Below are 15,966 nucleotides of genomic sequence, written 5' to 3'. Positions count from 1 at the left end.
GGCGGCAGCCGCTTCAGGCTGAAAGATCCTTCCTCCCTGCGGTCGTCAGGATGACACGTCGGTTCGAATGACGGCCGATATCACACGTTGAAGCGGAAGTGGAAGATGTCGCCGTCCTGGACGACGTATTCCTTGCCTTCCAGGCGCATCTTGCCCGCTTCCTTGGCGCCGGCCTCGCCGCCCAGCGCGATGAAGTCGTCATAGGAGATGGTCTCGGCGCGGATGAAGCCCTTCTCGAAATCGGTGTGGATGACGCCGGCCGCCTGGGGGGCCTTGGCGCCCTTCTGCACCGTCCAGGCGCGGGCCTCCTTGGGGCCGACGGTGAAGAAGGTGATGAGGTGGAGCAACTCGTAGCCGGCGCGGATGACGCGGGCCAGGCCCGTCTCCTCCAGTCCCAGGGTCTCCAGGAACTCGGCCTTCTCCTCGTCGCTGGCCAGCTGGGCCACCTCGGCCTCGATGGCGGCCGAGATCACCACCGCCGAATTGCCCTCGGCGGCGGCCATGGCGAAGACCTTCTCGGACAGCGCGTTGCCGGTGGCGGCGGACGCTTCCTCGACGTTGCAGGCGTAGACCACCGGCTTGATGGTCAAGAGGCCCAGCCGGCTGGCGGCGATGCGGTCCTCTTCCGAGTCGAACCTGACGGCGCGGGCGGGCTTGCCGTCACGCAGGCACGCCAGGATGGGAGTCATGACGTCCACCTGATGCTTGGCGTCCTTGTCGCCGCCCTTGGCTTTCTTCTCCAGGGGAACGATGCGGCGCTCGAGCGAATCCAGGTCGGCCAGCATCAGCTCGGTCTCGATGATCTCGGCGTCACGCACCGGATCGACCGAATCCTCCACATGCTTGATGTCGTCATCGACGAAGCAGCGCAGCACGTGGACGATGGCGTCCACCTCGCGGATGTTGGCCAGGAACTGGTTGCCCAGGCCCTCGCCCTTGCTTGCCCCGCGTACCAGACCGGCGATATCGACGAATTCCAGCTGGGTGGGGATTTCCTTCTGGCTCTTGGCGATGGCGGTCAGCTTGTCCAGCCTGGGATCGGGCACCGCCACCCGGCCCACATTGGGCTCGATGGTGCAGAAGGGATAATTGGCCGCCTGGGCCGCCGCCGTCTGGGTCAGCGCGTTGAACAGGGTGCTCTTGCCCACGTTGGGCAGGCCGACGATACCGCAGTTGAAACCCATGGACTCAGTCCTTCCTGGTGATCTTGGTCATAGCCGCCTTCAGCGCCTCGGCGAGGCTGCCGCCTGAACCGGGAGGGGCGGACGGCGGGGGGGAAACCTGGACCGCCGGAGCAGGCGCCGCCTCGGGCGGCTTGTCCTTTTTCGGCGGCTTAGGCGGAGCGGTGAGATGCGCCACCCGGGTCATGAAGCCGGCATCGTCGCCCGACACCAGCATGGGGAAGGTGTCGGCCACGGCGTCGAGCAGCGGCACCAGCCACGCCTCGTCTGCCTTGGCGAAGTCGTGCAGCACATAGCCCGACACCAGATCGCGGTCGCCGGGATGGCCGATGCCGAGGCGGACCCGGCGGTAATTCTGGCCCAGATGGGCATCGATGCTTTTGAGCCCGTTATGGCCGCCGGCACCGCCGCCCCGCTTGACCTTGAGGCGGCCCGGCGCGATGTCCAGCTCGTCATGGAGGATCACCACATCGTCCACCGGAATCTTCAGGAAGCGTGAAGCCGCCTGCACCGACTGGCCCGACAGGTTCATGTAGGTCTGGGGCTTCAAGGCCACGACCTTCTCGCCGCCGACGATGCCCTCGGCCATCTCGGCCTGGAACTTGGAGCGCCAGGGCCCAAAGGAATGGCGGCGGACGATGACGTCCGCCGCCATGAAGCCGATATTGTGCCGATTCCTGGCGTAGTCGGAGCCGGGATTGCCCAGTCCGACCAGCAGGATCATTTAGCCGGCAGCCTCGGTCTCGGTGGTCTCGGCACGGCTCACGGTGGGAGCCGCGATGGAGGCCACGGTGGCACCGGCGGCCACGTGATAGGGCTTGGCGCCCTCGGGGAGCTTCAGGTCCGAAAGATGGATCGACGAGCCGATCTCCAGGCCGGTCAGGTCCACCACGATCTCGTGGGGGATGTTCTCGGCGTTGCAGGTGATCTCGATTTCGTGCAGCTCGACGTTGAGCACGCCGCCCTTCTTGATGCCCGGAGACTTGGTCTCGTTGGCGAAGTGGACCGGCACCTTCACGTGGATGGCGTGGTCGGTGGGGACGCGCATGAAGTCGACGTGGATCGGCTGATCGGTCACCGGATGCATCTGGACGTCGCGGGCCAGGCACAGGTGCTTGCCGTCCTTGCCCAGATCGACGTTGAACAGCTGGGTGAAGAAGCCGGTCTTGGAAATCTGGGCCCAGACGACGCGGGGGTCCATCTGGATGCAGATGGCGGGCTGCTTGGCGCCGTAGATGACGCCGGGAACGAGACCAGCACGACGAGTGGCGCGGGCGGCCCCCTTTCCGCTTCCGTCGCGCACTTCGGCGGCGATGGCGATTGCTTCGGACATTGAACTCTCCTGACAAACGTATATGAGCGCGGCCTCCAGGGGTGCCACGCGGAAGCGGGTCGTTTACACCGGTTGCGCCCGGTTGGCAAGGGTAAGTAGACTCCTTTCGTTCCACCGAAAGGCCCGCCGTGATTCCCTTCGCCGATTCCCGCCTTGCCGCCCAGATCGCCTTCATCGTCGAGATCGACAAGCTGAAGTCGGTGCTGCGCCAGACCCTGCTGACCGATTCGTCCCGGCGGGAGAACGACGCCGAGCATTCCTGGCACATCGCCACCATGGCCTTCCTGCTGGCCGAGTACGCCGGCGAGGCGGTGGACGTGGCCCGGGCGGCGCGCATGCTGCTGATTCACGACATCGTCGAGATCGACGCCGGCGACACCTTCATCCATGACGAGGCCGGGCACGAGGACAAGGAAGAGCGCGAACGCAAGGCGGCGGCGCGCCTGTTCGGCCTGTTGCCCGCCGATCAGGCGGGGGAGTATGCCGCCCTGTGGCAGGAATACGAGGAACGCCGGTCGGCCGATGCCCGCTTCGCCGACGCGCTGGACCGCCTGCAGCCGCTCCTGCACAATTTCGAGACCGAGGGCGCCACCTGGAAGCCCCATGGCGTCACCCGCGCCCAGGTGGACAAGCTGCTGCCCCGTATCGATGCGGGCTCCAAGCAATTGGGCGCCTATGCCCGCGCCCTGGTGGAGGAGTCGGTGCGGCGGGGCTATCTGGCGCCCTAGGTTCTCCTTGCCACCATGAACAGGCGGCGGAAGGGGAACAGGGTCTTGCCGTCGGGGCGCGGCGGATAGGCGGCCTGGATGCGTCTGGCGTATTCGGCCAGGAAGCCGGTGGCCCAGGCGCCGTCCACCGCGTCCATCAGGGGCCTGAGCGCCGTGCCCTTGGTCCAGGTGACCACCGGGTTGTCGCCTTCCAGCACGTGCAGGTATTCGGTCTCCCAGATGTCGATGTGGGAGCAGCCCCCGGCCAGCAGGTCGTAATAAAAGGAGGGCTCGCCGACGGGAAAGCGCGCCGCCAGCGGGCTCAACACCTCGGACCACGGTCCGGCGGCGGCGGCTTCGGCCATGATGGTGTGGGAGGCGGCATAGTGGTTGTGGGGCATCTGCACCGCCAGTACGCCGCCCGGGGCGATGCGCTTCAGCAGCTTGGGGAACAGGGTCTGGTGATTACCCAGCCAGTGCAGGGCGGCGTTGGAGAACAGGATGTCCACCTCGCCGCCGTCTTCCGCCCAGCCGGCGGCGTCGGCCTGGAGATAGCGCACCGCCCCGCCGTGGTCGCGCGCCGTGGCCAGCATCTCGGGCGAGGAATCGATGCCGATGACGTCGGCCCGGGGCCAGCGCTCCTTCAGGATGCGGGTGACGTTGCCGGTGCCGCAGCCCAGGTCCACCACGCGGCCGGCGTCGGCCAGATCGATGCGGGCCATCAGGTCGAGCGCCGGACGCAGGCGCGGCTGGGCGAAGGCGGAATAGATGGCGGGGTCCCAGGCCATGGCGGCTCCTCTTGGAAAAGTGCCTCAGTGTAGACGTTCGGAAGGGGTTCTAAAACCCGTGCACTCCGCGCATTGACTCTTGGGATCGCCCGGCTTATACACGTCCGCTCATTTTCAAGTCCGTTCCAGTTTGGAGTACCTCCCGTGAAGCGTACCTATCAGCCGAGCAAGCTCGTCCGCGCCCGCCGCCACGGCTTCCGCGCTCGTATGGCCACCGTCGGCGGCCGCAAGGTCATCGCCAACCGCCGCCGCCAGGGCCGCAAGAAGCTGTCCGCTTAAATCCCCATGGCCGTGCGGCTGGATCGGCTTAAAGTACGGGCCGATTTCCTGCGTGTCGCGGCCCTGAGGCGAAAGTGGGCGGCGCCGGGCCTGATTCTCCAGGCCGCGCCCGCTCCCGGAACGGAAATGCAAGCCGACTCGCTCCGGGTCGGCTTCACCGTTTCCAAGAAGGTGGGCAATTCGGTGTGCCGCAACAGGGCCAGACGCCGGCTCAAGGCGGCGGTGTCCGAGGTTTTTCCGGCCCATGCCAGCGCGGGCGTCGATTACGTGGTGATCGGCCGCAAGGAGACGCTGGAACGGCCATATTCTCTTCTCTTGCAGGATTTGCTGGCGGCGTTAAAACGTGTCGGCGCGCTGCAAAAGACGCATGCTGCCGAGGCGCCCGGCGATTGAGGGCAATACGGCGCACCGGGCTACCGGTGAGCCGGTAACGACCAGGAGAGGCATGAACCCCATCGGTCTGGGATTGCGCGGCCTGATCCGCCTGTACCAGCTGCTGCTGAGCCCGGTGCTGCCGGCCAGCTGCCGGTTCACGCCGTCATGCTCCGCCTATGCCATGCAAGCCATCGAGGAGCACGGCCCCATCGGCGGCTCCTGGCTCGGCGTCAAGCGAATCTGCCGCTGCCACCCCTGGAACGATGGGGGCTACGACCCCGTTCCCCCTGCCAATACCGAGAACGGCGGACCCTTCCGTCCGTCGCGACTGCCGGAATAGGATGACATGAACGACCAGCGCAATCTCTTCGTCGCCATCGCCATTTCGGTCGCCATCCTGATCGGCTGGCAGTACTTCTTCCCGACCAAGCCGGTGGAGCCGGTGGCCCAGCAGCAGGCGGCCGACGCCAAGACCGCGGCCTCGCCCGCCACCGCGCCGACTCCGGCCACCGCGTCCAGCCCGGCCCAGGCCCCCGGCACGCCCGCCGCCGCCCCGACCGGCGCGTCCCGTAACGACGCCCTGGGCAAGAGCCGCCGCGTCGCCATCCAGACCCCGGCCATGCACGGCTCCATCGCGCTGACGGGGGCACGCATCGACGACATCACCCTGGTGAAGTACCGCGAGACTCCCGCCGCCGATTCGCGCGAGATCGACCTGCTGTCGCCCGCCGAATCGCCCGAGCCCTATTGGGCCGAGTTCGGCTGGGTCGCCGCCGAGGCCGGCGTGAAGGTTCCCGGCCCCGATTCGGTGTGGCAGGCCCAGGGCAACGGCCCGCTGACCCCGGCCGCGCCGCTGGTTCTCACCTGGGACAACGGCGAGGGGCTGCGCTTCGTGCGCACCTACACCGTGGACGAGAACTACATGTTCGGCGTCACCCAGCGGGTGGAGAATTACGGCGCCAAGGCCGTGAGCCTGCACCCCTACGCCCTGCTGGCCCGCACCGGCACGCCCAAGACCGAGGGCATGTACATCCTGCACGAGGGGCCGCTCGGCGTGTTCGACGGCACCTTGAAGGAAGTGAAGTACGACGACCTCCGCAAGGAGGGCTCGTCCCGCCACAAGACCACCGGCGGCTGGGCCGGCATCACCGACAAGTACTGGCTGACCGCCCTGGTGCCGCAGGCCAAGACCGAGGTCACCGGCCGCTTCGTGCATCAGCGCCTGGGCAACGCCGACCGCTATCAGGTGGATTACCTGGCCTCGGCCCGCCTGGTCGAACCCGGCAAGGCCGAGGAGGCCGGCTTCCACCTGTTCACCGGCGCCAAGCAGGTGGCGCTGCTGGACGGCTACGCCGAGAAGCTGGGCATCGACCGTTTCGACCTCGCCATCGATTTCGGCTGGTTCTACTTCCTGACCAAGCCGTTCTTCTATCTGCTGCAGATGCTGCACTCGGCGCTCGGCAACATGGGCCTCGCCATCCTGGCGCTGACCGTGGTGCTCAAGCTCGCCATGTTCCCGCTGGCCAACAAGTCCTACGTGGCCATGGGCAAGATGAAGAAGCTGCAGCCCCGCGTGCAGGAGTTGCAGGCCCGCTACGCCGACGACAAGATGCGGCTGCAGCAGGAGATGATGGCGCTCTACAAGGCCGAGAAGGTCAATCCCGTCTCGGGCTGCCTGCCCATCCTGATTCAGATTCCGGTGTTCTTCGCGCTGTACAAGGTGCTGTTCGTCACCATCGAGATGCGGCACGCGCCGTTCTACGGCTGGATCAGCGATCTGTCGGCCCAGGATCCCACCAACATCTTCACCCTGTTCGGCATGATCCCCTGGACGCCGCCCAGCTTCATGCATCTGGGCGTCTGGCCGCTGATCATGGGCGTCACCATGTGGCTGCAGCAGAAGCTCAATCCCCAGCCCACCGACCCGGTGCAGGCCAAGATGATGAGCTTCCTGCCCATCGTGTTCACCTTCCTGCTGGCCAATTTCGCCTCGGGTCTGGTGATCTACTGGGCCTGGAGCAACGCGCTGTCGATCCTGCAGCAATGGGTGATCATGAAGAAGGCCGAGGAGACCTGAGCTGAGCGATTCTCCCGCCAGCGTCGACGACGAGAAGGCCGGCTTCCTCGAAGCCGGCCGCTTGCTGTTCGCGCGCGAATGCACCTTCATGCAGGGCGCGTCCGGCCTGGACCACCTGCCCGACGCCACGCTGGCCGAGGTGGCCTTCGCCGGGCGCTCCAACGTGGGCAAGTCGTCCTTGATCAACGCGCTGACGGGGCGCAACACCCTGGCGCGCACCTCCAACACGCCGGGCCGCACCCAGGAGCTGAACTTCTTCAATCTGGGCGGCCGGCTGGTGCTGGTGGACATGCCCGGCTACGGCTTCGCCCAGGCCCCCAAGGGGGTGGTGGAGAAGTGGACCCGGCTGGTCAACGGCTTCCTCAAGGGCCGCTCGGTGCTGCGCCGGACCATGGTGCTGGTGGATTCCCGCCACGGCCTCAAGGACAGCGACCGCGACATGATGAAGATGCTGGACAAGGCCGCCGTGGTCTATCAGGTGGTGCTGACCAAGGCCGACAAGCTGAAGGCCGCCGAATTGGAATCCGTCCAGGCCCGGACGCTGGACGAGATCCGGTCCCGCGTCGCCGCCCATCCCACCCTGATCGTCACCAGTTCGGAAAAGGGGACCGGCATCCCCGAGCTGCGCGCCGAGCTGGCCTCTCTCGCCTGAGGAGCTTGTCACCATGAGCACCGACACCACCGCCGACATCCTGCACGACCGCAAGGCCTGGCTGGACCGCGCCAAGACCCTGTCCGAGGCGCTGCCCTTCATGCGCCAGTTCAATGACGAGACGCTGGTCATCAAGTTCGGCGGCCACGCCATGGAATCCGACGATCTGGCGCGCCTCTTCGCCCGCGACGTGGTGCTCCTGAAGCAGGTGGGCATCAACCCGGTGGTGGTCCACGGCGGCGGGCCGCAGATCGACGCCATGCTGAAGCGCCTCGACATCCAGACGCCGCGCGTCGACGGGCTGCGCTTCACCGACGAGGCCACCGTCGAGGTGGTGGAGATGATCCTGGCCGGCAAGATCAACAAGCAGATCGTCTCGGCCATCAACGAGGCCGGCGGCTTCGCCGTGGGCCTGTCGGGCAAGGACGGCCACCTGATCCGCGCCCGCAAGCTGCGCCGCACCAAGAAGGACCCGGATTCCAACATCGAACGGGTGCTGGACCTGGGCTTCGTCGGCGAGCCGGCCGAGATCAACCCCCACATCCTCGAGCAGTTCAAGAAGTCCGACACCATTCCGGTGATCGCCCCCGTCGGCATGGGCGGGGCGGGCGAGACCTACAACATCAACGCCGACACGGCGGCCGGCGCCATCGCCGGGGCCACCAACGCCAAGCGCCTGTTGATGCTGACCGACGTGGCCGGGGTGCTGGACAAGGCCGGCAACCTGATCCCCGAGATGACCGAGGCCCAGGTCAAGGCCTACATCGCCGACGGCACCATCTCGGGCGGCATGATCCCCAAGGTGGAGACCTGCCTGGACGCCGTGCGCCAGGGCGTGGACGGCGCCGTCATCCTGGACGGCCGCGTGCCCCACGCCATCCTGCTGGAGCTGTTCACCCCCCACGGCGTGGGAACGCTGATCAAGGCGGGCTGAGGCCGAGCACATCGGGGGCGTTTGCCCCCGATCCCCCTATGGGGAGGCACAGCCTCCCCAACCCTCCAGTTTTTTTATGAATAAATATTCTGGAGGTTCGGAGGCTGTGCCTCCGAATGGGTCCGGGCGATAGCCCGGCCGCATCGCGGTCTTTTTTAGACGCTTCCCAGCAACACGAATTTCAGCACGAAGGCGGCGGCCAGCGCCCAGACCGCCGGGCCGACCTCGCGCGCCCGTCCGCCCAGCAGCTTGACCGCCGCATAGGTGATGAAGCCGAACGCGATGCCGTGGGCGATGGAGAAGGTGAAGGGCATGGCGATGGCGGTCACCAAGGCCGGGACCGCCTCGGTGACCTCGTCCCAGGCGATGTCGGCCAGGGATCGCGCCATCAGGCAGGCGACGAACAGCAGGGCGGGCGCGGTGGCGTAGGCGGGAATGGCTGCCGCCAGGGGGGCCAGGAACAGGGCCGCGACGAACAGCAGACCCGTCACCACCGCCGCCAGCCCGGTGCGTCCGCCGGCATTGATGCCCGAGGCGCTTTCGATATAGCTGGTGGTGGTCGAGGTGCCCAGGGCGCCGCCGGCCATGGCCGCCACGGAATCGGCCACCAGGGCGCGGCCCAGGCGGGGCAGCCTGCCCCTGTCGTCCAGCATGCCGGCCCGGTGGCCCAGACCGATCAATGTGCCGGCATTGTCGAACAGGTCCACGAACAGCAGGGCGAAGACGATGGTCACCAGCCCCAGGTTGAGCGCTCCCGCCACGTCCATCTTCAGGAAGGTGGGGGCGATGGAGGGCGGCCAGGCGGTGACGCCGCCGAAGGGCGTGACGCCGAGCGCCATGCCCGCCGCCGCCGTGCCCAGGATGCCGATCATGATGGCGCCCGGAACCTTGCGGGCCTCCAGCCCGACCATGACCATGAAGCCGGCCGCCGCCAGCAGCGGTTCGGGCCGGTTGAGATGGCCGAGCGTGATCAGCGTCGCCTTGTGGCCCTCGATCAGCCCGGCGTTTTCAAAGGCGATCAGGCCGAGGAACAGGCCGATTCCCGCCGAGATGGCCAGCTTCAGGGATTGCGGCACGGCGTTGATGATGGCTTCGCGCACCCGGGTGACGGCCAGGACCAGGAACAGCACGCCGGAGACGAACACCGCCCCCAGGGCCACCGGCCAGGGCACGCCCATGCCGATCACCACGCCATAGGTGAAATAGGCGTTGAGCCCCATGCCCGGCGCCAGCGCGATGGGGTAGTTGGCCAAGAGGCCCATGGCGGCGCTGCCCAGGGCGGCGGCCAGACAGGTGGCGACGAACACCGCTCCCTTGTCCATGCCGGCCTCGGCCAGCATGGCCGGATTGACGAAGATGATGTAGGCCATGGTCAGGAAGGTGGTGGCCCCGGCCATCACCTCGGTGCGGGGATCGGTCCGGTGCTCGGACAGGCGGAACAGGCGTTCGAGCATCGCTCTTCTCTCCCAGGCTCGGGGAATCGACACCACCCTTGACCCTCATCATGGAAGGCGGCGGCCATAAAGATGTATTTTTGCCCCACTTTCGTACCACCCTCAGGGAGGAGCCATGCCCCGCCGCTTCATCCACCGTCATCAGCCGCGTCAATGCCTGCCGTCCTGGACCAAGGCCAGCCTGGGGGTCGTCCTGGCACTGGGGACGGTGGCCGGCCTCGGCCAGGCGGGGGGCGCGCCCCTGCTGGCGGCGCCGCTGGGGGCTTCCGCGGTGCTGGTGTTCGGCATGCCGGACTCGCCTCTGTCGCAGCCGGCCAGCGTGATCGGCAGCCACCTGATCGCCACTCTCATCGGCCTGCTGTTCGACCAGTACCTGCCGGGCGGCTGGGTCAGCATGGCGCTGTCGGTGGCGGTGGTGATGGTGGTGCTGGCGGGATTGCGCCTGACCCATCCTCCGGCGGGTGCCGACCCGCTGGTGGTGATGATGAGCCATCCGGGCTGGAGCTTCCTGCTCCTGCCGGTCCTGGCGGGAGCGGTCACCCTGGTGGCGGTGGCGGTGCTGATTCACCGCCTGCCGCCCCGGGCCGTCTATCCCCTGCCGGTGCATCCGCCGGCGGGAGAGTAGGGGGTTATTCCTCGTCGCCGCCGCGGTCGGACAGGGCCTTGGCCAAGTCGTATATGCGCCGCCGCACGTCGGGATCGGTGATGCTGTAGTAATTGCGCACCAGTTCCAGGGTCTCGCGGCGCAGGCGGGGGTCGGCCTCGGCGGCCGGCGGTTCTTCCTTGGGAGGCTCGCGCACCATCTGCACCGGCGACAGACCCTTGGTTTCCTCGGCCATGTCGTCGAAGAAGTAGGAAATCGGCACTTCCAGCGAGCGGGACAAATCGAACAGACGCGAACAACTGATCCGGTTGGCGCCGCGCTCGTATTTCTGCACCTGCTGGAAGGTAAGACCGATCATCTCGCCAAGCTTTTCCTGGCTGAGTCCCAGTAACGTCCGCCGAAGGCGCATGCGTGATCCGACATGGACATCGATCGGATTGGGCGCCCCGGCCGGTGTACGACCCCGATTTGCCTTTCTGCGCGGCATGTTTCCCTCTGATCCATGAAGCGCCCAATACTTGCTCTAGTAATTTTACAAACGCAAGAGGGAAACAGCGCTCTAAATAATAGAAAAACCAACAAGTTGGCTAAACACACACAAACCCGGATTCAAACTCTATCTATTTGACAACCGTTTGGATGTATCTCTGTTGACCCGCCCCAAGCTGTGACCCCCCAACATGCCCATCGGCTGGTCATTTCGATTGATACGGTTACTGTATGCCTTAAGGTTGGGTCTGTTGCGGTATTTGCTTTGGGTCGCTGTAATTCAATCCAGCTGGAAGACCAGGGCCTTGAGATAGGCGCTTTCCGGCAGCCAGGGATGGACCGGATGGTCGGGCGCCGCTCCGGCGTTTCTGAGGATGCGGCCCGAACGCCCGGCCAGATGCAGGCCGTGGCCGATCTCCTCGGCGAAGGTGTCGGCCGGCATGTGGTGGGAGCACGACGCGCACAGCAGAAAGCCGCCGGGCTCCACCAGGGCGGCGGCCAGGCGGGCCATCTTGCGGTAGCCCTTGGCACCGGCGCCCAGGTCCTTCCTGGACTTGACGAAGGCGGGCGGGTCGGCGACCACCACGCCGAAGCGCTCGCCGGCCAGGGCCAGGCGCTCCATCTCGGCGAAGGCCTCGGCGCGGATGGTGCGCAGGGCGACGCCGTTCAGCCGGGCCGCCTGGTCGGCCAGGGCCAGGGAATGCTCCGAGCGGTCCACCGCCCAGGTCTCGGCGGCACCGGCCATGGCCGCCTGCACGGCGAAGCCGCCGGCATAGGTGTAGACGTCCAGCACCCGGCGCCCCCGGGCGAGGCCGGCGACGAAGGCGCGGTTGTCGCGCTGGTCGAAGAACCAGCCGGTCTTCTGGCCGCCGGTCAGGTCGGCGACGAAGCGGCAACCGCCCTCCACCAGCTCCACCGGCCCGTCCACCTGGCCGAGGACCACCTCGTGACGCGGCTCCAGGCCTTCCAGCTTGCGGACCGGGCTGTCGTTGACCAGCACCACGGCGCGCGGGTCGAGCACCGCCCTCAGCGCGTCGAGCAGCACGGGCAGCAGCCGTTCCATGCCCGCCGTGTTGGTCTGCACCGCCAGCACGTCGCCGTAGCGGTCGATGATCAGCCCGGGTAGGCGGTCGGCCTCGGAATGGACCAGCCGGTAATGGGGGGTGGAAAACAGAGTGTCGCGCAAGGCTCGCGCGGCGCGCAGGCGTTCGGCCAGGAAATCCGCGTCCACGCCGTCGGCGGCGCGGCGCGACAGCAGCCGCGCGGCGATCAGCGAATGGGGATTGAAGGTGGCGATTCCCAGCCGCTCGTCGCCGGCGTCCATCAGGGTGACCAGGCTGCCGGGGGGCAGGGCCTTGGCCTCGGCCCCCATCTCGATCTCGTTGGAAAAGACCCAGGGGTGGCCGGCCCGCAGGCGCTTCGAGCGCCCCTTGGCCAGGCGGATCACGGGGCGGGCGGCGGGGGTGTCGGGATGAATCTGTGTCATGGCGGGCACTCTACGTCCGGGAATCGTTCCCGCCAAGGGCCTGAAGCGCCTAAAAATCCTCATACTTTGATATATATCAATGGCGGCCCTCCGCTCGCTGGGCATAGTGCCCACACTTGAAGCAAAGAACCACCCGGCCGCCATCGGCCCCGGGGGCATGGTGTCGCCATGGATCCGGCCGGATGCTTCAGGTGGACCCTTTTCCGGTCGAAACAGGAGTTCGGCATGAGCATCAACACCGAAGCCACGCCCTATTGCGACGACGTGATCAAGAATTTCACGATCGCCGCGATTTTCTGGGGCGTCGTGGGCTTCCTGGCGGGCGACTTCATCGCCCTGCAGTTGGCCTTTCCCGTTCTGAACCTCGATCTCGAGTGGACCACGTTCGGGCGCCTGCGTCCCGTTCATACCTCCGCGGTGATCTTCGCGTTCGGCGGTAACGTTCTCTTCTCCACGTCGCTGTACATCGTGCAGCGCACCAGCCGCGCCAGCCTGTTCGGCGGCTCGGGCCTGGGCGGCTTCATCTTCTGGAACTTCCAGGCGCTGATCGTCGTCGCCGCGCTGACCTACGTGCTGGGCTTCAGCCAGGGTCAGGAATACGCGGAGCCGGAATGGTGGATCGATCTGTGGCTCACCGTCATCTGGGTGGCCTACCTGATCGCCTTCGCCGGCACCATCATGAAGCGTAAGGAACCCCACATCTACGTGGCCAACTGGTTCTTCTTCGCCATGATCCTGACCATCGCGATGCTCCATCTGGGCAACAACATCGCGGTTCCGGCGGCCTTCTTCGGCGGCAGCTGGATGAAGAGCTACAACATCTTCGGCGGCGTGCAGAACGCCATGACCCAGTGGTGGTACGGCCACAACGCGGTGGGCTTCTTCCTGACCGCCGGCTTCCTCGGCATCATGTACTACTTCGTGCCGAAGCGGGCCGAGCGTCCGGTGTACTCCTACCGTCTGTCGATCGTGCACTTCTGGGCGCTGATCTTCCTGTACATCTGGGCCGGTCCGCACCACCTGCACTACACCGCCCTGCCCGATTGGGCGCAGACCCTGGGCATGACCTTCTCGGTGATGCTGTGGATGCCGTCCTGGGGTGGCATGATCAACGGCCTGATGACGCTCTCGGGCGCCTGGGACAAGCTTAGGACCGACCCGGTCATGCGCTTCCTGGTCTCGTCGGTGGCGTTCTACGGCATGTCGACCTTCGAAGGTCCGATGATGTCGATCAAGGCGGTGAACTCGCTGTCGCACTACACCGACTGGGGCATCGGCCACGTCCATTCCGGCGCTCTGGGCTGGGTGGCTTTCGTCTCCTTCGGCGCTCTGTACTACCTGGTTCCCAAGCTGTGGGGCCGCAAGGAGCTGTACTCGCTGAAGCTGGTGGGCGTCCATTTCTGGATCGCCACCGTGGGTATCGTCTTCTACATCACCGCCATGTGGATCTCCGGCATCATGCAGGGCCTCATGTGGCGCGCGTACGACAGCCTGGGCTTCCTGCAGTACTCGTTCATCGAGACTGTCGAGGCCATGCGTCCGTACTACATGATCCGTGCTCTGGGCGGTCTGCTCTTCGTCGTCGGCTCGCTGGTGATGGTCTACAACGTCTACAAGACCATCAAGGGCGACGTCGCGGATGAGGCCATGGCTCCCGCAGCTGGCGCGGCGCGCTAAGGAGACCGACCCATGTTCAAGCATCACGCTAAGCTCGAAACCAACATCTTCTTCCTGGCCGTCGGCATCCTTCTCACGATCGTCGTCGGTGGCCTGGTGGAAGTCGTGCCGCTGTTCTCGATCGAATCGACGATCGAGAAGGTGGATGGCGTCCGTCCCTATTCTCCCCTGGAGCAGAAGGGCCGCGACATCTACATCCGCGAAGGCTGCTACAACTGCCACAGCCAGATGATCCGTCCCTTCAAGGACGAGGTCGAACGCTATGGCCATTACAGCCTCGCGGCCGAGTCCAAGTACGATCACCCCTTCCAGTGGGGCTCGAAGCGTACCGGTCCCGATCTGGCCCGCGTGGGTGGCAAGTACACCGACGACTGGCAGGTTCGCCACCTCATCAACCCGCGTGACGTGGTCCCCGGATCCATCATGCCGGGCTACAAGCACCTGATGCGTCCGCTGGACTACTCCGACATCCAGGCCAACATGAAGGCCCTCAAGGCTGTCGGCGTGCCCTACACGGATGCGCAGATCGCCAATGCCAAGAAGGACCTGGAAGAGCAGGTGTTCGGTGATCCGGCCGCCAAGCCGGCCGTCGCCGCCAGCTATCCCAAGGCCCATATCGGCTCGGCGTCCGGCAATGCCAAGGTCACCGAAATGGATGCCCTTGTCGCCTATCTGCAGGTGCTGGGAACCATGGTCGACTTCTCGACCGTGAAGCCCGAGGCGATCCGCCGCTAGAGGAGTACGGAGTTTGTTCGTCGCATTCGTCGACAATGTACTCCGGCCCTTCTGGGTCTTGTGGGTGATGATGATCTTCACCGGGATCGTTTTCTATGCCTACTGGCCGAAGAACAAGTCTCGGCTGGAAGACTACGGAAACATCCCGTTGAGGGACGACAATGAGGAGCGCTAACAATGGCGACCATTGAAAAGGACTCGGTGTCCGGTCAGAACACTACCGGTCACGAGTGGGACGGCATCAAGGAGCTGAATACTCCTCTGCCGAAGTGGTGGGTCTACGTTTTCTGGGCCACCGTCCTGTGGGCCATCGGCTACTGGGTCGCGTACCCGGCGTGGCCGCTGGTCAACGGTTATACCAAGGGCAGCCTGGGCTATTCGTCCCGCGGGGAGCTGGACAACGAGCTGGCCGCCCAGAAGAAGGCCCGTTCGGCCTGGCTGTCCAAGATCGAGGCGTCCGACGTGGCCGCCGTCGAGAAGGACAAGGACCTGCTGCGCTATGCCATGGCCGGCGGCAAGATCGCGTTCAACGAGAACTGCGCTCCTTGCCACGGCGTCGGCGGCGTCGGTGCCTTCGGCTATCCCAGCCTGGCCGACGACGAATGGCTGTGGGGCGGCGCGCTGGTCGACATCGAGCAGAGCATCAAGTTCGGTGTCCGTAACGCCAACGCCAACTCCCGCCAGGGCGAGATGCCGAAGTTCGGCGCCGACGGCCTGCTCAAGCCCGAGCAGATCACCGCGGTCACCGACTACGTGCTGTCGCTGGCCTCCAAGGCTCCGGCCAAGGGCTCGGCGGGCGAGACCGTCTATGCCGAGAACTGCGCCGCCTGCCATGCCGACGACGGCACCGGCAACAAGGACCTCGGCGCGCCTGCCCTGAACAACCAGATCTGGCTGTACAAGGGTTCCAAGGACGCCATCGCGGCCCAGATCGCCAAGCCCAAGCACGGCGCCATGCCGGCCTGGTCCGAGCGTCTGGACGCGAGCACCGTCAAGATGCTGGCCGTCTACGTCCACAACCTGGGCGGCGGCAAGTAAGAGTGTAAGTGGGGGGACCCGGTGGGGTGCGTGCCTGGCGACAGGGGCGCACCCCATCGGCATATCTGGACCCCATCCGCGCAGGATGGGGACGACAAAAGAAGCATTCTAGATTCATCGATTTTGGGGTATCACAGCCGACATGGCGGGGACGGAT

The 15,966-nt window shown here is 66.0% G+C and carries 19 protein-coding genes; 12 read left to right on the top strand and 7 right to left on the bottom strand.

Features of this window, described 5'->3' with window-relative positions:
* Nucleotides 1–80: 80 nt before the first annotated feature.
* Genes ychF through ACV4UZ_RS18505 form a run of 3 tightly spaced genes read right to left on the bottom strand, consistent with a single transcriptional unit; the run spans nt 81 to nt 2,514 of the window.
* Complete coding sequence (ychF, locus tag ACV4UZ_RS18515) at nt 81–1,184, bottom strand: redox-regulated ATPase YchF (RefSeq protein WP_491602255.1); 1,104 nt, start codon at nt 1,182–1,184, stop codon at nt 81–83.
* A gap of 4 nt (nt 1,185–1,188) precedes the next feature.
* Nucleotides 1,189–1,905: an aminoacyl-tRNA hydrolase gene (pth, locus tag ACV4UZ_RS18510; protein ID WP_491602254.1), complete on the bottom strand. Its 717-nt coding sequence runs from the start codon at nt 1,903–1,905 to the stop codon at nt 1,189–1,191.
* Nucleotides 1,906–2,514, bottom strand: a complete 609-nt coding sequence (locus ACV4UZ_RS18505; RefSeq protein WP_491602253.1) for a 50S ribosomal protein L25/general stress protein Ctc — start codon at nt 2,512–2,514, stop codon at nt 1,906–1,908.
* A gap of 128 nt (nt 2,515–2,642) precedes the next feature.
* Here ACV4UZ_RS18505 and ACV4UZ_RS18500 point away from each other — a divergent pair, with 128 nt between their 5' ends.
* Nucleotides 2,643–3,242 (top strand): HD domain-containing protein, encoded by a 600-nt coding sequence (locus ACV4UZ_RS18500; protein ID WP_491602252.1) that lies wholly within the window; start codon nt 2,643–2,645, stop codon nt 3,240–3,242.
* Here the strand turns inward: ACV4UZ_RS18500 and ACV4UZ_RS18495 are convergent.
* Nucleotides 3,239–4,009 (bottom strand): methyltransferase domain-containing protein, encoded by a 771-nt coding sequence (locus ACV4UZ_RS18495; RefSeq protein WP_491602251.1) that lies wholly within the window; start codon nt 4,007–4,009, stop codon nt 3,239–3,241. The genes ACV4UZ_RS18500 and ACV4UZ_RS18495 overlap by 4 nt on opposite strands.
* Before the next feature lie 144 nt (nt 4,010–4,153).
* Between ACV4UZ_RS18495 and rpmH the strand changes: the two genes are divergently transcribed.
* The 6 genes from rpmH to argB all read left to right on the top strand — a co-directional run bounded on the left by rpmH (nt 4,154) and on the right by argB (nt 8,326).
* Nucleotides 4,154–4,288, top strand: a complete 135-nt coding sequence (rpmH, locus tag ACV4UZ_RS18490; protein WP_008619694.1) for a 50S ribosomal protein L34 — start codon at nt 4,154–4,156, stop codon at nt 4,286–4,288.
* A gap of 6 nt (nt 4,289–4,294) precedes the next feature.
* Nucleotides 4,295–4,681 (top strand): ribonuclease P protein component, encoded by a 387-nt coding sequence (gene rnpA, locus ACV4UZ_RS18485; protein ID WP_491602250.1) that lies wholly within the window; start codon nt 4,295–4,297, stop codon nt 4,679–4,681.
* Nucleotides 4,682–4,733: 52 nt separating this feature from the next.
* Nucleotides 4,734–5,003, top strand: a complete 270-nt coding sequence (gene yidD, locus ACV4UZ_RS18480; RefSeq protein ID WP_491602249.1) for a membrane protein insertion efficiency factor YidD — start codon at nt 4,734–4,736, stop codon at nt 5,001–5,003.
* Between the two features lie 6 nt (nt 5,004–5,009).
* On the top strand, nt 5,010–6,740 hold the full coding sequence (yidC, locus tag ACV4UZ_RS18475) for a membrane protein insertase YidC (protein ID WP_491602248.1): 1,731 nt from the start codon (nt 5,010–5,012) through the stop codon (nt 6,738–6,740).
* A gap of 61 nt (nt 6,741–6,801) precedes the next feature.
* A complete protein-coding gene (gene yihA, locus ACV4UZ_RS18470) occupies nt 6,802–7,392 on the top strand; it encodes a ribosome biogenesis GTP-binding protein YihA/YsxC (protein WP_491602247.1) in 591 nt (196 codons plus the stop codon).
* 13 nt (nt 7,393–7,405) lie between these two features.
* Complete coding sequence (gene argB, locus ACV4UZ_RS18465; protein ID WP_491602246.1) at nt 7,406–8,326, top strand: acetylglutamate kinase; 921 nt, start codon at nt 7,406–7,408, stop codon at nt 8,324–8,326.
* A 155-nt stretch (nt 8,327–8,481) separates the two neighbouring features.
* Here argB and ACV4UZ_RS18460 read toward each other — a convergent pair whose 3' ends face one another.
* The gene (locus ACV4UZ_RS18460) at nt 8,482–9,780 is read right to left on the bottom strand and encodes an NCS2 family permease (protein WP_491602245.1); all 1,299 of its coding nucleotides are present in this window, start codon (nt 9,778–9,780) and stop codon (nt 8,482–8,484) included.
* Nucleotides 9,781–9,895: 115 nt separating this feature from the next.
* On the opposite strand from ACV4UZ_RS18460, the gene ACV4UZ_RS18455 reads away from it, so the two are divergent.
* Nucleotides 9,896–10,405, top strand: coding sequence for an HPP family protein (locus ACV4UZ_RS18455; protein ID WP_491602244.1), 510 nt, complete (start codon nt 9,896–9,898; stop codon nt 10,403–10,405).
* Between the two features lie 4 nt (nt 10,406–10,409).
* On the opposite strand, the gene ACV4UZ_RS18450 is transcribed toward ACV4UZ_RS18455, so the two are convergent.
* The gene (locus ACV4UZ_RS18450; protein WP_491602243.1) at nt 10,410–10,871 is read right to left on the bottom strand and encodes a helix-turn-helix domain-containing protein; all 462 of its coding nucleotides are present in this window, start codon (nt 10,869–10,871) and stop codon (nt 10,410–10,412) included.
* 282 nt (nt 10,872–11,153) lie between these two features.
* Nucleotides 11,154–12,359 carry a class I SAM-dependent rRNA methyltransferase gene (locus ACV4UZ_RS18445; protein WP_491602242.1) on the bottom strand — a complete coding sequence of 402 codons (1,206 nt, stop codon included), beginning with the start codon at nt 12,357–12,359 and terminating at the stop codon, nt 11,154–11,156.
* Nucleotides 12,360–12,584: 225 nt separating this feature from the next.
* Here ACV4UZ_RS18445 and ccoN point away from each other — a divergent pair, with 225 nt between their 5' ends.
* Genes ccoN through ccoP form a run of 4 tightly spaced genes read left to right on the top strand, consistent with a single transcriptional unit; the run spans nt 12,585 to nt 15,809 of the window.
* Nucleotides 12,585–14,036 carry a cytochrome-c oxidase, cbb3-type subunit I gene (ccoN, locus tag ACV4UZ_RS18440; protein WP_491602241.1) on the top strand — a complete coding sequence of 484 codons (1,452 nt, stop codon included), beginning with the start codon at nt 12,585–12,587 and terminating at the stop codon, nt 14,034–14,036.
* A gap of 12 nt (nt 14,037–14,048) precedes the next feature.
* Entirely contained in the window at nt 14,049–14,771 is a 723-nt protein-coding gene (gene ccoO / locus ACV4UZ_RS18435) for a cytochrome-c oxidase, cbb3-type subunit II (RefSeq protein ID WP_491602240.1), read from the top strand.
* Nucleotides 14,772–14,784: 13 nt separating this feature from the next.
* Nucleotides 14,785–14,946 (top strand): cbb3-type cytochrome oxidase subunit 3, encoded by a 162-nt coding sequence (locus ACV4UZ_RS18430; protein WP_491602239.1) that lies wholly within the window; start codon nt 14,785–14,787, stop codon nt 14,944–14,946.
* Nucleotides 14,947–14,948: 2 nt separating this feature from the next.
* Nucleotides 14,949–15,809 (top strand): cytochrome-c oxidase, cbb3-type subunit III, encoded by an 861-nt coding sequence (gene ccoP, locus ACV4UZ_RS18425; RefSeq protein ID WP_491602238.1) that lies wholly within the window; start codon nt 14,949–14,951, stop codon nt 15,807–15,809.
* The last annotated feature ends 157 nt before the right edge of the window (nt 15,810–15,966 follow it).

The organism is Paramagnetospirillum sp., assembly GCF_058402745.1.
The sequence above is the reverse complement of the archived record's forward strand: the minus strand, read 5'-3'. Positions and strand labels throughout refer to the sequence as shown.

Excerpts from the sequence above, each read along its gene's own strand:
- ychF (WP_491602255.1), bottom strand. The coding sequence starts at position 1,184 with ATGGGTTTCAACTGCGGTATCGTCGGCCTGCCCAACGTGGGCAAGAGC.
- pth (WP_491602254.1), bottom strand. The coding sequence starts at position 1,905 with ATGATCCTGCTGGTCGGACTGGGCAATCCCGGCTCCGACTACGCCAGG.
- ACV4UZ_RS18505 (WP_491602253.1), bottom strand. The coding sequence starts at position 2,514 with ATGTCCGAAGCAATCGCCATCGCCGCCGAAGTGCGCGACGGAAGCGGA.
- ACV4UZ_RS18495 (WP_491602251.1), bottom strand. The coding sequence starts at position 4,009 with ATGGCCTGGGACCCCGCCATCTATTCCGCCTTCGCCCAGCCGCGCCTG.
- rnpA (WP_491602250.1), top strand. The coding sequence starts at position 4,295 with ATGGCCGTGCGGCTGGATCGGCTTAAAGTACGGGCCGATTTCCTGCGT.
- yidD (WP_491602249.1), top strand. The coding sequence starts at position 4,734 with ATGAACCCCATCGGTCTGGGATTGCGCGGCCTGATCCGCCTGTACCAG.
- yidC (WP_491602248.1), top strand. The coding sequence starts at position 5,010 with ATGAACGACCAGCGCAATCTCTTCGTCGCCATCGCCATTTCGGTCGCC.
- argB (WP_491602246.1), top strand. The coding sequence starts at position 7,406 with ATGAGCACCGACACCACCGCCGACATCCTGCACGACCGCAAGGCCTGG.
- ACV4UZ_RS18460 (WP_491602245.1), bottom strand. The coding sequence starts at position 9,780 with ATGCTCGAACGCCTGTTCCGCCTGTCCGAGCACCGGACCGATCCCCGC.
- ACV4UZ_RS18455 (WP_491602244.1), top strand. The coding sequence starts at position 9,896 with ATGCCCCGCCGCTTCATCCACCGTCATCAGCCGCGTCAATGCCTGCCG.
- ACV4UZ_RS18450 (WP_491602243.1), bottom strand. The coding sequence starts at position 10,871 with ATGCCGCGCAGAAAGGCAAATCGGGGTCGTACACCGGCCGGGGCGCCC.
- ACV4UZ_RS18445 (WP_491602242.1), bottom strand. The coding sequence starts at position 12,359 with ATGACACAGATTCATCCCGACACCCCCGCCGCCCGCCCCGTGATCCGC.
- ccoN (WP_491602241.1), top strand. The coding sequence starts at position 12,585 with ATGAGCATCAACACCGAAGCCACGCCCTATTGCGACGACGTGATCAAG.
- ccoO (WP_491602240.1), top strand. The coding sequence starts at position 14,049 with ATGTTCAAGCATCACGCTAAGCTCGAAACCAACATCTTCTTCCTGGCC.
- ccoP (WP_491602238.1), top strand. The coding sequence starts at position 14,949 with ATGGCGACCATTGAAAAGGACTCGGTGTCCGGTCAGAACACTACCGGT.